The organism is Halococcus sediminicola, from assembly GCF_000755245.1.
Lineage (GTDB): Archaea > Halobacteriota > Halobacteria > Halobacteriales > Halococcaceae > Halococcus > Halococcus sediminicola.
This window is the reverse complement of sequence record NZ_BBMP01000022.1, coordinates 521,342-535,957: the sequence shown is the minus strand read 5'-3', so window position 1 is coordinate 535,957 and position 14,616 is coordinate 521,342. Positions and strand designations below refer to the sequence as shown.

The window sequence follows — 14,616 nt, the reverse complement described above, 5'->3', positions numbered from 1 at the left end:
CGACATCGCACCCCGTCGCGCCATTCGTTCGTCACTACTGCCCGGTTCGGTCGGCGGGATCGCGCTCGGCCAACAGTCCACGCGAGAGCAGCCGTCTGGCGATGACCACGAGACCGTTGGTAAAGCCGCTGCCGAAGACCGCACTTTCGGTCCGCTCGCCGTCGGTGTACTCGGTTCGAGAACTCACGAGCAGTGCGTTCCGGTCGGCCATCGCCAACACGCCGATCGACGGTTCGTCGGCCGATCCGTCGAGCCAGTCGAGTTCCGTCTCGAAGATCTCCGCGTCGGGGACGCGCTCGCACAACCGGCTGCGCGCTGTCGACGAGGCCGCCCCGACGAGCACGTCGACGTCGTGGTCGGCCGCCGTGGCGAGCCGTTTGTAGAGCGCCTCGGTGAGTGCGCTCTCCGCACCGACGACGAGGATGAGTTCCGTGCTCGCCTCCTCGATGAGCTGGTGTGTGCGCGCGGCGACCGCCTCGCGGCCCGACAGCGACCAGACCTCCTGGGAGGGCTCCTCGTCGCGGTCGTCGCGTGGCTCGACCTCGTGGAGGGCTTTGTCGAGGTCCTCGATGCGCGTCGCGTAGCGGTCGGCGAGGATGTCCGTGGCTTCACCGACCGAGAGCGCGCGAAAATGCTGTGGATTCGTGTGTTGGATCTCGACTAGCCCTTCGGATTCGAGCACCCGAACCGCGTCGTAGACCCGCGTCCGGGGGACCGACGCGACGTCGCTGATCTCCTTTGCGGTCCCGAAGGGGAGTCTCGTGAGGGCGACGAAACACCGCGCTTCGTACTCTTTGAGACCGAGGTTCTGCAACAGTTCGATAGCGTCTTGTTCCGCATCACGTGCCACGATCCAACCACCGCCGGGGATTGAGCGCCCAGACGGTTAAGGCTGCGGCGAGGGATGCCGGTTACGGGCGACTCGTGATTGGTTCACTCGAATCGTAACAAACACTCTTATAGGGTGGGTTATAACGACTGAGTGGCACCGGGATGGCCCTTTCCAACCACCGTGCCATCCCCACGTGCCATTCGTTCGTTCTCGTCCGACAGCGATGCGACTGAGTGAATCGAGAGCGATTTTGCGGAGAGCGGGCGGCTGTCGGGGCAGTTACAGGCTACCGGGGGCCACGGCGCGGGTGTCCGGCGTGCGGTCGAGCGTGGCGTCGCCGAGCGTGTTCGAGAGGGCGCGGCGCAGCCGCTCGGAGGCGGCCTGATCGGAGATGCCGAACTGCGTGGCGAGGTCGTTCATCGTCATCTCGCGCGGGATCTCGAAGTAGCCGCCCCCGACCGCCGCGGTGAGCAGCGCGCGCTGTGGCGGCGTGAGTGCGTCGTGCTCCGCCGGTTGCCCGTCCGTGGTCACGAGTTCGCGGAGTTCGAACGAGCAGCCGCGCTCCCGACAGTGGCGGCGGTAGCCGACGAGCGCCTCCCGGTCGGGAAAGCGCATCCGCACGACCATCCCCTCGCCGTCGAGCGTACAGTCGAGCAACACGCCGCCGTGCTCGGCCCAGACACGGTAGTCCGTCGCTTCGACCGGCAGGTGCATCCGATAGAGCTTCCGACCCTCGGTCGGTTCGCCCCACGTCTCGACGTCGGTAGGTTCGTCCGTTCGCCCGAGTGCGGTCTCGAAGGCGTCAAAATCTGCCCCCGTTGCACAGAACACGACCGCAACCGTCTCGCAGTCGGCCGTGGTCATTCCTTCGACGGTCAGGCGCATCCCCGGGAACTCGTCGAGCACGCTCGCGTAGTCCGGGCGATCGACCTGATACTCAGCGACGATGCTCATTCGCCGCCCCTCCCGAACCGGTCGGCGGTCGTCACGTACCGATGAAAACCGCTCGTCGTGCCGGTTCGTCGCCGTTCATGCCCTCTTGGGTGAAACACATGTATCATTTCCAACCACCGTTGTGTTTTCACTACGGAGACGGACAGGATAGTCAAGGAAATAACAGTATGCTTTTGTCATCTCATTAGTTAATCTCGTGAAACACGTTCCGTCTGTCGATTCGTCTGACCGTCAGTAAGACAATTTTGCTGACATCGTAATATCAACATCCATCAGTTAGAAAACATCATGGGCAGGGTTCGCCGTCTCGGGCCGGTGTCGGTCCGTCAACCCGCGACACCGAGTGTTGGATTAACGACTAGTTTCGATGAATTCGCGGATGTTTTCGTGATAGTAGCGAAGATATTTAATACTGCCGACATAATGGCGTTGGGACGTCATGGACATATGCTATCGGGTATCGCACGCACCATTCACGTGGCGAGAGACAGCCATTCCCCTACCTCGCACCATGAAACCGCCACAGATGGAATCCATACACGAACACGAGATTCACGACGTACTGCGCAACGAGCGGCGTGTTCACACGTTGAACTACCTCGACGACTTCGAGGGAGCGGTATCGTTACGGGAACTGTCCGAGGAGATCGCCCACCGAGAGACCGGCGAATCACCGCCGCCGCGGAACATCCGCGAAAGCGTCTACAACTCCCTCCATCAGACACATCTCCCGAAACTCGATAGATTGGGCGTGCTCGCCTACGACCGCGACCGCAAGCGGATCCGATTGCTCGAACCGGCCGAACAGTTCGACCTCTACATGGAGGTCACCGCCGAACAGGAGGTCACGTGGGCGACGTACTATCGGACGGTCGGCATCGTCGCCCTGCTCGTGCTGGCGCTCGCCGAGGCCGGACTGCCGGCGTTCGCGGCGGTCTCGACTGCGGTCTGGGCGGTCGGGTTCCTGGCCGTGTTCGCCCTCTCGATGCTCTATCAGCGCTTCGGGCGGTAGTCCCCGCGACCGCGAACGAACAGGTATATCTCCGTCCTTGCCCGCGTTCTACCGGGATAGTCGTCCAGATGGTCGTCTCGAACGCCACAGTCGTGGCCGCGCTCGTCGTCGTCGCCTTCGGCTCCGGTATCGGTATCTCCGCCATCGGCCCCGGCGGTATCTTCCTGACGATCGCGCTGTACGCGCTGACGCCGCTCCCCTCGGCGACCATCGCCGGAACGGCTCAGCTACTGTTCATCGCGACCGGACTCATCGCCGCGCTGGCCTACGTCCGCTCGGGCGAACTCACGCGTGCGAGCGCGCGGCCGACCGGGCTGCTTTCGCTGGGGAGCGTCGGCGGGGCGCTGTTCGGCGCGTGGCTCAACGGGTTCGTCTCGCGGGACCTGTTCGGCCTGCTGCTCGGCGTGCTCGCCGGGTTCACCGGACTGCTCATCCTCTACCGCGAGCGGCGAGCGCTCGACGCGATAGTGACGCTCGACCCCACGACGCGCTCGGGAGCAGTCGGCTACGCAATCCTTGGATTCGCCCTCGGTGCGTTCAGCGGCCTGCTCGGCGTCGGCGGGCCGGTCATCGCGGTGCCGGCGCTGGTCGTCATCGGCACGCCGATGTTGCTCGCGGTCGGTATCGCACAGGTCCAGTCCGTCTTCATCGCCGCGTTCGCGGCGCTCGGCTACCTCTCGCAGGGTGCAGTCTCGCTCTCGCTCGCCGCCGTCGTCGGCGTCCCGCTGTTCGCCGGCGTCGTCGTCGGCTGGTTGCTCGCCCACCGCGTCGACCCCGAACGGCTCAAAGCGCTGCTCGCCCTCGTCCTCCTCGTCGTGGCCCCCTACCTCGCCCTGTAGCCGGCGCGACGTCGGCCGACGGCCGTTTGATACCCGCATCGACGTGATCGATTCCTGTTACGAATGAGCATCGAACCGGCTCGAAACGGGTCACACATGCCGTGAGAACGGGTGACGTGGCGCATCTGCAAGCGATGGTCTTAGGTGAACGGCAAGTGTATCGGATTATTGTCGGGATGCCTCGCGGGCCGTGTGTTTCGAACGCCGAGAACGACGGATCAACCGCGAGGTCGAGAGCGAATTTCCATCGATAGCACATGTCAGGGACCACCACTTCGTATCGAGAACGGCTGCGTGACACGGCATCGGGATTCTTCCAACAGTACGGGCTGGCGTTCGTGATGGTCGCCAGCTACTTCGGCTCCGGGTCGATCTTCATCGCCAGTTCGGCGGGCGTCCGCTTCGGCTACGCACTCCTCTGGGCGGTCGTCGGCGCGGCGCTGCTCGGGTTCATGGCCCAGGACATGAGCGCCCGGCTCGGCATCTTCGGCGAGCCGCTGATGGAGTTCGTCAGGCGGAAGGTCGGCGGGCGGCTGGCGATGGTGCTCGCGGTCGTCCTATCGAGTGGCTGTCTGCTGTGGGCGTTCGAGCTGACCGCCGCGGTCGGCAAAGGACTCTCGCTCCTGCTCGGCGGCGCGGTCGGCTGGATGCCGCTGGCCTTCCTGTCGGGGTTGGCGGCCGTCGTCGTCGGCGTCCTGAACTACGAGGGTATCGAGCAGCTAATGACCGCGATGATGATCGGACTGTTGGTGGTGTATCTCGCCGTCACCGGCACGACCGCGCCGCCGCTGTCGGCGATCGCCACCGGGTTCGTCCCGAGCGTGCCGAACGTCGGTGCGCTCACGCTCGTGGCGTCGATCCTCGGCACGACCGCGCTCTGGCCGAACTTCTTCCTCGAATCCAATCTCGTCGCCGAGAAGGGCTGGACCGGGATTTCGGACGTCGCGCCGATGCGCCGCGACCTCTCCATCGGCTACGCCGTCGGCGGCGTGACGACGATCACCATCCTCGTACTCGCGGCGGCCGTGCTCCGACCGGCGGGCTACACCGAACTCGAAACGTTCCTCACGCCGGGACTCGCGCTCGGCGAGGTACTCGGCGAGTGGGCACGCACCGTCTTTCTGGTTGGTGCGGTCGCGGCGGCGTTCAACAGCATCATCCCCATCATGTGGACGCCCTCGTACCTCGTCCAGCACGCCCGCGGGAAGGAGGCTGATTCGGCCAACCGGAGTTTCAAGGCCATCTATGCCGTGCTGGTCACGATCAGCGGCCTCTCGCCGCTCATCACGATGTTCTTTGGCCTCGGCATCATCGACATGATCCTGCTCTTTCCGGCCTACAACGCCATCGTCGGCCTGCCCATCACGGCCGTCTTCCTCTTCTGGGCGGTCAACGATTCCGACGTGATGGGCGAACACCGCAACACGCGGACGCTCTCGGCGCTGAATGCGGCACTGGTGGTACTGGCCATCGTCTCGGCGGCGACGTCACTGCCGGGCGTCTTCGATGCGCTCGTCTCCGGCGGCCTCTAATCGCCGTTCGGACGGCGAGGAGCGTGTTCCCGTCCGCGAGAGCGCGAACGAGGAGTCGATCATCGGCTCGTCGAGACGGGCGAGCGCCCGTCGGACGAGTCGCCGTCGCCGTGAGTGCTCGACATCCGCCGGTTCGTCCCGGTCCTGCCGATTGTTTCCGAGCATCGTTCCGTTGGGTGTCGGCCCTCTATCGACCGTACTCTCTTCAACGTTCTGGCCACGAGCTTAGTGATGGAGAAACAGGCTGCCATGCGATCGCGGTCGCGGTCGTCGCCGATTCGTCGTGGCGAAAGCCTACTCGGTTCGAGTCTTCTCGATACTGGTCTTCTCGCCACGATAGATGGCCGCGCCGTCCTGGGCGACCATCTCGACGAGCACGGCGCACTTCACTCGCATCGGACTGATGTCCACCCCCAGGAGGTCGATGACGTCGTCGCGGTCCAGTTCGTCGAGTTCGTCGAGGGTCATGCCCTGGAGTTCGCCCGTGAGCATGCTCGCGCTCGCCTGACTGATGGCACAGCCGTCGCCGTGGAAGGCCGCGTACTCGATGGTTTCGCCGTCGTCGTCGAGTTCGACGTCGACGGTGATCTCGTCGCCACACATCGGGTTCTCGCCGACGTGGCTGAAGGTGGGGTCGTCGAGTTCGCCGTAGTTGCGGGGATTCTTGTAGTGATCGAGGATCTGCTGGCGGTACATGTCCGAACCCATGCTCATGATGGGTTGAATAGACGTGTGCGACCCAAAAGGATTCCGGGCAGCCCTCTCAGGCGCTGCGGCGCTCGCGGGCTTTCCGGCGGAGGTTCTTGTAGCCACATTTCCGACAGCTGTCCGCTCTGGAGGGGTTGCGGGCGTTACAGCGCATACAGATCGTCTTCTCGAGGATGCGCGCTTCCGCTTTCTCGAATCTGGCCATATCGCCCGCAACGGGTCGGCGGGGTTAAGCGTTTCCGAAGTGAGTGGGAGTAGGACTATTCGGCGGCGAGATACTCCTCCTGGACAGCGACCACGCCGCTCGAATCGGCACAGTCGGCGTAGCGCCGCAGCGGTTCGTCGTTGAGTTCGAGAAACGTATGGCCCCAGCGGAACTTCGAGAGGAGTGTCTCGGCCTGCGGGCGCTCGCCGAGGATACAGAGCGCGCCCGCGAGCGCCTCGACGGTCGTCAGCTGAAACGGCGTGCCGTAGTTCACGGGGTTGGCTGCGACCAGAAACGGCAGCGCCCTGTGTGGCCCGTCGAGCGAGAACTGCTCGTCTTCGGCGGTCTCCCACGAGCAATCGAGCGCGACGAGCCGTTCGGGCTTGGCATTCGCATCACGGTCGGCCGGCGAGAGCGCGTGCTCGGCGTGGGGATTCAACACCACGCCAGGCGGCGTCTCGCGGGCCGAGCGATGGAGGGCGGCGAGGTCGAATCGGGCGAGCTTGCGGGCGGTGCATTTGTCGGGGTCGTCGTCGCCCTCGTAGCGGACGTGCAGCTCCACGGCGACGGTACGCAACGCGACAGCAAAAGCGCCCGGACTACCGGATCGCGTCGTACTGCTCTTCGAGCTTGTCGGCGGCCTGCCCGAGCTGTTCGCGCTCGTACTCCGAGAGCGTCCAGTCGACGACTTCCGCACCGTCGCTCGTGAGTTTGACGGGCACACCGATGCTCACGCCCTCGTGGCCGTATTCGCCGTCGAGCGGGATCGAGGCCGGGAGCACCGTGCCGGTGTCTCGGACGACGGCCTCGACCATGTGACCGACGCCGGTCGCCGGGCCCCACTGGGTCGCGCCCTTGCGCTCGATGACGTTCATCGCGCTCTCTTGCAGGTTTTCGAGGATGTCCGTGCGCTCGTCGTCCGAGAAGTCGGGGTCCTCGCCGTCGATGCGGACCTTCGAGAACGCGGGCACCTGGGCGTCGCCGTGCTCGCCCAAAATCGTGGCCTCCACGTTCGTGACCTCCGTGTCGAAGCGTTCGGCGAGCACGTAGCGGAATCGCGCCGAATCGAGTCGGCCGCCGAAGCCGATGACGTGCTCGCGCGGGCGGTCGCCGATCTCGTAGAGGTGGCGATTCAGCAGATCCATCGGGTTCGAGGTCGTGATGGAGACGAACTCGTCGTTGTGCTCGGCGAGCGAGTCGCCGATGTCCTCCATGATGGGTGCGTTGTCCTCGCCGAGATCGAGCCGGCTCTGGCCGGGTTGGCGCGGGATGCCGGCGGTGATGACCACCACGTCCGAGCCTGCCGTGTCCTCGTAGGTGCCCTGTCGCACAGTTGTATTCGTGTCGTAGGCCACGCCGTGATTGGCGTCGGCGGCCTGTCCCACGGTCGTGTCCTCTTGGTCGGGGATGTCGACGAAGACGATCTCGTCGGCCACGCCACGCAGCGCGATGTTGTAGCCTGCGGCCGCCCCCACCGTGCCCGCCGCACCGACCACGCTCACTTTTGTCATACCACCATGACCGACTCGCGGCGCGGGCTAAAGCGCTTCGAAACCCGCATCTTCATCTGTTTAGTTCCGGACATCGTGCCGATGAGATCGTCGAGGAGGCTGGCGGGGGCTTTCGGCGAGCGGACGAATACCCGCCGTTGGGATCCGCGTACGACGATGGGATTTCCGGCGTCGGGCCTCGTCACCGGCCCCATCGCGTCGGTGCGGTGCTCGTCGTCACGCCGTCCTGCGCTATGAAACCGATAGATACGTGGGACGGACACGACCGATTCCGTCGTTTTGCCGTCGACCAGCCATTGGGCGATACTCTCGGTACGTTCACTCACTCAGGGGTTTTGCTGCGTTGCACGCAACCAGTTCTTGACGAGTTCGTTCACGTTGTAGAAGATGATGGCGACGGTAAGCAACGTCGTCACGAGAGAGATAATGAATCCCAACGGCCCGCCGACGGTCACTCCGAGCAGTCCACCGGTGATCCCCACGATGGTGAGTTCGATCCAGGTCACGAGCACCCGCGAAAGCAGCCCCGGTTTGGCTCGTCCATCGGGCACCCAGTCGTCGGTCGAACCGGCACGTCGAGCATCGTTGTCGCCGCTCGACCACGTGTCACGATCCATCAGTATGACTCACCGGTCTCGATTGGCCCACTGAACACCGAATAGAGCACCCCAAAGTAGGTGAAAATCAGCGGCAGCAGGAGCGCAGCGCCGATCGACATGACGTTGAGCGGGAGCGGCGAGACGATGGCTGCCTCGACGGTGAGACCGCCCGCCCTGTCTATGACGGGATACATTAGTCCAGCGACGATGCTCACCAGCGTGAAGACGAGTCCCGCCGCCGCCGCGAACGCGGGATGGTGGCGGTCACGGGCGGTCGCCACCGCGTAGCCACCGGCGAGGACGAGCGTCGCCACCACTAATCCGACGACGAGCGGCGAGAGCAGCCCCGGCCGCAGCACTGGCGTCGTCGCGTAAAGATAGCCGAGCGCCACCACGACGAGGGCGAGATAGATGGCGAGGGCGCGGTAGCCGTCGGTACGGAGGTCCTCGCGCAACTCGCCGCGCGTTTTCAGCCGCAGGAACGCAACCCCGTCGACGACGGTGAGCGCGACGAGCGCAAGCCCGACGACGATTCCGGGAAGCGTGACGAGCGCCGTCGCGCCGAGCAGCCAGTTCGCCGCGAACAGGCCGAGCAAGAACGGCGTCGTGAGGCTCCCGACGACGAACGCCCGCCCCCACCAGACTTTCCACGTCGCGTCCTCGCGCTGTTCGTACATCTCGGGGGCGAGTCCCCGCAGTCCCAGCGCGGCGAGAATCGCAAACATCAGCAGGTAGTACCGGCTGAACAGGTTCGCGTAGACCGAGGGAAACGCCGCGAACAGCGCCCCGCCGAAGACGACCAACCAGACCTCGTTGCCGTCCCAGAACGGGCCGATGGCGCTCAACAACTGCTCCTTTTCCGCCGTATCGTCGCGAGTCGCAAACAGGATACCGACGCCGAAATCGAACCCGTCAAGAAAGAGGAACATGGCGAAGATGAAGAAGACGAGACCGAACCACAGCTCGGCGAGCGGCAATCCGAACAGCGGTTCGCTCGCAAGCGACGCGGGCTCAATCATCGGTGCTCACCGCCTCATTTGGAGAGGGCTGATCGACCGCATCGAGTTCGTCGCGTGCCGGCGGTCCGGCCCTGACGAGGCGGACGACGACGTAGGTGTATAGCACCAGCAGTAGCACGTACCCGGTGGCGAAGCCGGCAAGCGTGAAGGTCGCTTCGGCACCCGTCAGACCCGGCGAGACGCTCTCGCTGGTCCGCATCACCCCCTGGATGACCCACGGCTGGCGACCGACCTCGGTGACGATCCAGCCGACTTCGACGGCGAGGAAGCCGAGCAGCGACGACGCCATCAGCGCCTTGTGGAGCAGGTCGTCTTCGAGGAGTTCCCCGCGCCACCAGCGATACCCGCCCCAGAACGCCAGTAGGATGAACCAGAAGCCGAGCGCGACCATGATGCGAAAGGCCCAGAAGACGATGGCGACGGGCGGCGCTTCCGTCGAAAAAGAATCCAGCCCGCGTATCGTCGCCTCCGCGTCGCCGCCGCTGGCGAGCCACGACGCCATCCCGGGGATACCGATGCCGAACAGCTCCTTCGCTCGTGGGTTGAACAGGTCCTCGACGTTCGTCGGGACGGCAACGATGTATTCGGGAACGTAGGATTCGGTCTCCCAGACCGCCTCCATCGCGGCGAACTTCTGTGGCTGGGTCTCGGCGACGTGGCGGCCGTAGGCGTCGCCCTGAATCGCCTGCAGCGGGGCCGTAACGATGAGGACGACGAGCGCGATCTTGAGCGTCTTCTCCCAGAACTCGGGATGTTGGACGGGGTTGTCCCACACGTGATGGCGGAAGACGTAGTACGCCCCGATGCCCGCCATCAAGAGCGCGACGGACTCGACGGCGGCGTTCTGCATGTGGACGAACATCCACGGAAATCGTGGATTGAGGTACGCTGCAATGGGATCGGTAAGGTTGACGATGGACTGGCCGTTCTTCGTGACCATCTCGAACCCGCGCGGGGTCTGCATCCACGCGTTGGCGATCAGGATCCACGTCGCCGACAGCCACGTGCCGAGACCGACCGCGACGCTCGAAACGAAATACAGCCGGTCCGAGACGCGCTCGCGGCCGAAGACGAAAACGCCGAGGAAGGTGGCTTCGAGCATGAACGCCATCATGCCTTCAAGCGCGAGCGGGCCGCCGAACAGTTCGCCGGCGACCGTCGAGAAGGCCGCGAAGTTGGTGCCGAACTCGAATTCGAGGACGAGTCCCGTGACCGTGCCGACGGCGAAGCTCACGGCGAAGATCCGCGTCCAGAACCGCCGGAGTTGCTCGTAGATCGCCGTTCCAGAACGGATCTCTTTCCACGTGAAGTAGACGAGAAAGGGTGCGAGGCCCATGCTCATCACCGGGAAGATGATGTGGACGATGGTGGTGAGCGCGAACTGCAACCGGCTGGCGATGACTAGGTCAACCACGGAGAACACACCCGGAAACGTGGATGGCGATCACTGCCGACCCCGACTGGCGAGCGATTTCACGTCCGGTTTTCGGCCGAGGGAAGCCTTCGACGGCGGTGTTCGAGCATTGCCAGGGGATGTGAACATCCCGTTGGTTCGACATAGTTTGGTGCTACCGCTCGCAGGGTGTTAATGTTGATGAATGCGAATCTATTGGTGGTATATGTTGACTCGGTGGTGATAGGAGACTCCGTTCGAGCTAGTGGATCGGAGACGATATTCCCTAGGCGGTGACGGATGGCATCGACAGAGGCGATGTTGGGCATTTGTCGATACCGTCATGGAGGCCGTGAGGCGAGAGGTCGTTCGGAACGAGGGTCACCGTTGTTCGATACCGCCTACTGCACCCCGGACCGCGGCCGCACCGGAACCGCTACGGCCACACCCACAGTCCTTTTTGAAGCGCGACGTCTTGACCACGTATGAGCGACTTCGACAAGGAAGCCGAACGCGAGAAACTCCGCGAGCGCTTCGCCGAGGACGAGGAAAAGCGCGAGACCACCGAGCAGATGAGCGAACTCCTCTTGCAGGGCGCGACGATGACCGACACCCACTGCGATAGCTGTGGCAACCCGCTCTTTCGCTACGACGGTCAGACGTTCTGCCCGACCTGCCAGCGGACCGCAACCGACGGCGCGACCGAAGAGCAAGCGGCCATCGAGGGTGACACACCGGCGAGTGGCGAACCAGCGCCTGCGAGCACCGAGGGCCAGCAAACCGCCGCCGAGCAACCCACACAACCGAACGAGAACACACAGCCCCCACGGAATACGGTCGAAGGTCAGAGCGCGGAGCCGACACGGGACCGGCGTGCATCTCCGACCCGGACTGGCGACACGAAAAACGCACGCAAGCCGCAATCGGAGACGGCCCGCCCCACGAGCGGAGCGGACGACCTCGCAGCGACCGAAGCGTCGCTTGCGCGCACGCTCCGCGAACTGTCGAGTGCGGCCGAGGAACTCGACGACCTCGGGCGGACGCGCGAACACCTCGCCGCCGCCCACGAGGCCGCCGAGGCGCTCGACGCCGTGCGGACCGCGCGAAAGTAGCGGTCGATCAGACCGTCTCGTCAGGGTCGACATCGAAATGTGACCCGCCGCGAGCGATGTCGAAACCCATGAACGCGAACAGTCCGGCCAGCGAGAGGGTGGCAGCGGCGTAGAGCATCCCGTCAGTACCGAACGAGAGGTTCGTGAGTTGGTACAGCCCCATCAGGAAGAAGCCGAGGCCGAAAATCCGGTGCCAGCCGAATCGCTTCGTGAGAGGCGTCTCGAAACCGGCGAGAACGAACAGCAGCCCGACGAGAACCAGTAGTCCGACCGAGACCAGCGCGTCGAGCGTACTGAATCCGACGAGCGTGGACAGTCCGAACCCCAACAGCAGGATGAAATAGCCGAGCCAGCGTGAGCCACGGCGCATACCCGTATCGAGAGGTTGGTTCCTCGATCCAAAAAGCTGTCGCCGACGATCACGAATCGGGATCGTAGTCGCTGCCGACGACCTCACGAACGCGCTCGGCAGTCACTTCGCCGACGCCCGATACCTCCCGTAAGTCCTCTTCGTTGGCTATCATCACGCCCTCGACGCTGCCGAACGCCTCCAAGAGGGCACGCGCGGTCACCGGCCCGATGTCCGCGATCGCGCTCACGACGTACTCCTGCTGTTCGTCGAGCGTTTTGGCCCCCTTCTCGCCGTGGACGCTGACCTCGCGGTCGGCCATCTCCTGCTCGCGGCCCGCGATCACGTGCAGGAGGTCGGCCGTGTCGGACTCGTCGGTGGTTCTGAGGACGCTCGCGCCGAAATCCACGGCCAGCGAGGCGAGCGCGCCCCGGATGGCGTTCGGATGGACGTTGCGCTCGCCGTAGAGATCGTCGCCCTCGATGAGAACCACAGGACGAGCGTAGTGGCGTGCCGCGTCGCCGACCTGCTCGAATATCGAGCGGTCACCCCCGGTAAGCGTATCGAGGAAGTCGCTCACGGATTTGCGCTCGACGACGACTCGATCCGAGAGCACGTAATCGCCCACGGCGAGCGTTTCGAGGCGCGTCTCGCAGTTCTCCCGTGTGGAGAGATCGCGGGCGATGGACGAATCGAGTTCGCGCTGGTCGACGACGATCTCGACGCCCTCGTCGCTGGCCGCGGTCGCCACGATACCTTCTTCAGCCTCGTCGCCATCGGAGTCCGAGTCGTCGACGGGGTCCGTGTTGGTCTCGTCGGCGTCGGTCGTGTCGACCTTCGGGTCGGTTTCGGTGGGCATGGCGAACGACGACAGCCCCGACTGACCGCCGTCGCCGGCCGTCGCACCGCTCCCGGACGTATCCTCATCCTCGAACGCATCGAGACCCTGCTGGGCGAGGTCCGACTCGATGGTTTGGGCAGCACCTTTCAGGCTTTGGAGTTCGTCGGTCATTCTCGACTGCTCGTGGCGCGATTTCCAGAAGTACGCCTCGTCACGGGTGTCCTCGGCGAGCAGCACCATCACTCGGCCCTCGGTCTGGCGACCGGTTCGACCCTTGCGCTGGATCGAGCGGATGGCCGTCGGAACTGGCTCGTAAAAGAGCACCAGATCGACCTCGGGCACGTCGAGCCCCTCCTCGGCGACCGACGTCGAGACCAGCACCTCGAACTCCCCGGCGCGAAACGCGTCGAGGGTCTCCTGCTGTTCGTTTTGGGTCATCCCATCCGACCCCTCCTTGTCGCCCTGGCCGACGAACTTCCGGGTCTCGAAGTGTGCGCCCAGGAACTCGGTGAGGGTTTCGGCGGTATCCCGCGACTCGGTGAAAACGATGACCCGCTCGCCACCCTCGATACCGAGACACTGGGCGAGCAGGATCCGCGCCCGGCGGAACTTCGGGTGGAGGTCGTCGTACGTCTCCGCCTGCTCCATCGCTTCTCTCACTTTGGCCTCGGAGACGAACCGCTGGCTCGCCTTCGACGCACCCGACGAGCGCGCTGCGTTGCGCTGGCGCTCGAAATACCGTCTGAGGGACTCGACGCTCTGGGTTTCGGCGAGCGTCACCGCCCGCCGGAGCTTCATCACCTCGGCGTGGATGCTCATCCCCTCGTAGCCCTCCGACTGGTCGTTGTCGATGAGCTGCTGGAGTTCGCCCCGTATCCGATTGAGGTCACGCTGGGAGATGTCCGCACTCGTCGCGCGCGTCACGCCGAGTTCCTTCAGTTTCTCCAGTCGTTCTTCGATGACTGCGACGAGCGAATCCCGGATGGCGAGGATCTCGTCGGGCAGCGTCACGCGCTCCCACTCGACGCTCGTGTCGTGGGTGTAGTCGACCACGTCGGCGTCCGTCTCGGTCATCACCGTGACGTTCGAGAGGCCCAGATTCTCACAGACGGACTGGATCGCCTCCTCGTCGCCACCCGGCGAGGCGCTCATCCCCGTGACGAGTGGGCGCTCGGCGTCGGCGTGATAGCGCTCGGCGATGTAGTTGTAGGCGTAGTTGCCCGACGCGCGGTGGCACTCGTCGAACGTGAGATGCGTAGTATTGGAGAGGTCGATGCGGCCGCCGATGAGGTCGTTCTCGACGACCTGCGGGGTGGCGATGACCACCCGCGCGCGCTCGAACAGTTCCTGTCTGTCGTCGGGGCTGACCTCGCCGGTGAACACCACGATCTCGTCGTCGGGGATCGTGAGCGCATCGCGATAGAACTCGGCGTGCTGAGTGACCAAGGGTTTCGTCGGTGCGAGCAGCAGCGACGTTCCACCCTGCTCGTGGAGGCGCTTGGCGGTCACGAGCAGGCTCACCGTGGTTTTCCCGAGCCCGGTCGGCAAACAGACGAGCGTGTGCCCGCTCGCGGCCTCGCCGGCGAGTTCGGCCTGGTAGCGCCGGCGTTCGAGCACGCCCGGTTCGACGAGCGGGCGCTCGACGTACTCCTCACCGGTGGTCGCCATTGAGCCGGATTGTGCGTCCTCGGTGTTAAGCGCTCGTATGCC

General features: G+C 64.6%; 17 protein-coding genes. 4 read left to right on the top strand and 13 right to left on the bottom strand.

The genetic code is table 11. The features are described from left to right. Nucleotides 1-34 precede the first annotated feature (34 nt). Nucleotides 35-850 carry a TrmB family transcriptional regulator gene (locus tag ACP97_RS11895; protein WP_049998024.1) on the bottom strand — a complete coding sequence of 272 codons (816 nt, stop codon included), beginning with the start codon at nucleotides 848-850 and terminating at the stop codon, nucleotides 35-37. Between the two features lie 261 nt (nucleotides 851-1,111). Continuing rightward, complete coding sequence (locus ACP97_RS11890) at nucleotides 1,112-1,786, bottom strand: helix-turn-helix domain-containing protein (RefSeq protein WP_079977622.1); 675 nt, start codon at nucleotides 1,784-1,786, stop codon at nucleotides 1,112-1,114. A 526-nt stretch (nucleotides 1,787-2,312) separates the two neighbouring features. Between ACP97_RS11890 and ACP97_RS11885 the strand changes: the two genes are divergently transcribed. The 3 genes from ACP97_RS11885 to ACP97_RS11875 all read left to right on the top strand — a co-directional run bounded on the left by ACP97_RS11885 (nucleotide 2,313) and on the right by ACP97_RS11875 (nucleotide 5,169). Continuing rightward, the gene (locus ACP97_RS11885; protein WP_237561156.1) at nucleotides 2,313-2,798 is read left to right on the top strand and encodes a DUF7344 domain-containing protein; all 486 of its coding nucleotides are present in this window, start codon (nucleotides 2,313-2,315) and stop codon (nucleotides 2,796-2,798) included. A 68-nt stretch (nucleotides 2,799-2,866) separates the two neighbouring features. Beyond that, nucleotides 2,867-3,637 carry a sulfite exporter TauE/SafE family protein gene (locus ACP97_RS11880; protein WP_049998022.1) on the top strand — a complete coding sequence of 257 codons (771 nt, stop codon included), beginning with the start codon at nucleotides 2,867-2,869 and terminating at the stop codon, nucleotides 3,635-3,637. A 257-nt stretch (nucleotides 3,638-3,894) separates the two neighbouring features. Next, a complete protein-coding gene (locus tag ACP97_RS11875) occupies nucleotides 3,895-5,169 on the top strand; it encodes an NRAMP family divalent metal transporter (protein WP_049998021.1) in 1,275 nt (424 codons plus the stop codon). Here the strand turns inward: ACP97_RS11875 and ACP97_RS11870 are convergent. The 9 genes from ACP97_RS11870 to ACP97_RS11830 all read right to left on the bottom strand — a co-directional run bounded on the left by ACP97_RS11870 (nucleotide 5,125) and on the right by ACP97_RS11830 (nucleotide 10,625). Next, nucleotides 5,125-5,334 carry a hypothetical protein gene (locus ACP97_RS11870; protein ID WP_049998020.1) on the bottom strand — a complete coding sequence of 70 codons (210 nt, stop codon included), beginning with the start codon at nucleotides 5,332-5,334 and terminating at the stop codon, nucleotides 5,125-5,127. The two genes, ACP97_RS11875 and ACP97_RS11870, sit on opposite strands and share 45 nt — an antisense overlap. A 129-nt stretch (nucleotides 5,335-5,463) precedes the next feature. Continuing rightward, nucleotides 5,464-5,883 carry an iron-sulfur cluster assembly scaffold protein gene (locus tag ACP97_RS11865; protein WP_049998019.1) on the bottom strand — a complete coding sequence of 140 codons (420 nt, stop codon included), beginning with the start codon at nucleotides 5,881-5,883 and terminating at the stop codon, nucleotides 5,464-5,466. 49 nt (nucleotides 5,884-5,932) lie between these two features. Continuing rightward, entirely contained in the window at nucleotides 5,933-6,082 is a 150-nt protein-coding gene (locus ACP97_RS11860; RefSeq protein ID WP_049998018.1) for a 50S ribosomal protein L40e, read from the bottom strand. A 55-nt stretch (nucleotides 6,083-6,137) separates the two neighbouring features. Beyond that, on the bottom strand, nucleotides 6,138-6,644 hold the full coding sequence (locus ACP97_RS11855) for a DUF367 family protein (RefSeq protein ID WP_049998017.1): 507 nt from the start codon (nucleotides 6,642-6,644) through the stop codon (nucleotides 6,138-6,140). 37 nt (nucleotides 6,645-6,681) lie between these two features. Continuing rightward, a complete protein-coding gene (mdh, locus tag ACP97_RS11850) occupies nucleotides 6,682-7,593 on the bottom strand; it encodes a malate dehydrogenase (protein ID WP_049998016.1) in 912 nt (303 codons plus the stop codon). Further along, on the bottom strand, nucleotides 7,590-7,919 hold the full coding sequence (locus tag ACP97_RS11845) for a hypothetical protein (protein ID WP_049998015.1): 330 nt from the start codon (nucleotides 7,917-7,919) through the stop codon (nucleotides 7,590-7,592). Before ACP97_RS11845 ends, mdh begins: the two co-directional genes overlap by 4 nt. Then, complete coding sequence (locus ACP97_RS11840) at nucleotides 7,920-8,210, bottom strand: hypothetical protein (RefSeq protein ID WP_049998014.1); 291 nt, start codon at nucleotides 8,208-8,210, stop codon at nucleotides 7,920-7,922. Next, entirely contained in the window at nucleotides 8,210-9,211 is a 1,002-nt protein-coding gene (gene cydB, locus ACP97_RS11835) for a cytochrome d ubiquinol oxidase subunit II (protein WP_049998013.1), read from the bottom strand. The genes ACP97_RS11840 and cydB overlap by 1 nt, the downstream gene beginning before the upstream one ends. Then, nucleotides 9,204-10,625, bottom strand: coding sequence for a cytochrome ubiquinol oxidase subunit I (locus ACP97_RS11830; RefSeq protein WP_049998012.1), 1,422 nt, complete (start codon nucleotides 10,623-10,625; stop codon nucleotides 9,204-9,206). Before ACP97_RS11830 ends, cydB begins: the two co-directional genes overlap by 8 nt. Nucleotides 10,626-11,089: 464 nt before the next feature. Here ACP97_RS11830 and ACP97_RS11825 point away from each other — a divergent pair, with 464 nt between their 5' ends. Next, the gene (locus ACP97_RS11825; RefSeq protein WP_049998011.1) at nucleotides 11,090-11,716 is read left to right on the top strand and encodes an Sjogren's syndrome/scleroderma autoantigen 1 family protein; all 627 of its coding nucleotides are present in this window, start codon (nucleotides 11,090-11,092) and stop codon (nucleotides 11,714-11,716) included. A 7-nt stretch (nucleotides 11,717-11,723) separates the two neighbouring features. On the opposite strand, the gene ACP97_RS11820 is transcribed toward ACP97_RS11825, so the two are convergent. Beyond that, on the bottom strand, nucleotides 11,724-12,086 hold the full coding sequence (locus ACP97_RS11820) for a hypothetical protein (RefSeq protein WP_049998010.1): 363 nt from the start codon (nucleotides 12,084-12,086) through the stop codon (nucleotides 11,724-11,726). A gap of 49 nt (nucleotides 12,087-12,135) precedes the next feature. Continuing rightward, nucleotides 12,136-14,574: a DEAD/DEAH box helicase gene (locus ACP97_RS11815; RefSeq protein WP_049998009.1), complete on the bottom strand. Its 2,439-nt coding sequence runs from the start codon at nucleotides 14,572-14,574 to the stop codon at nucleotides 12,136-12,138. Nucleotides 14,575-14,616 lie beyond the last annotated feature (42 nt).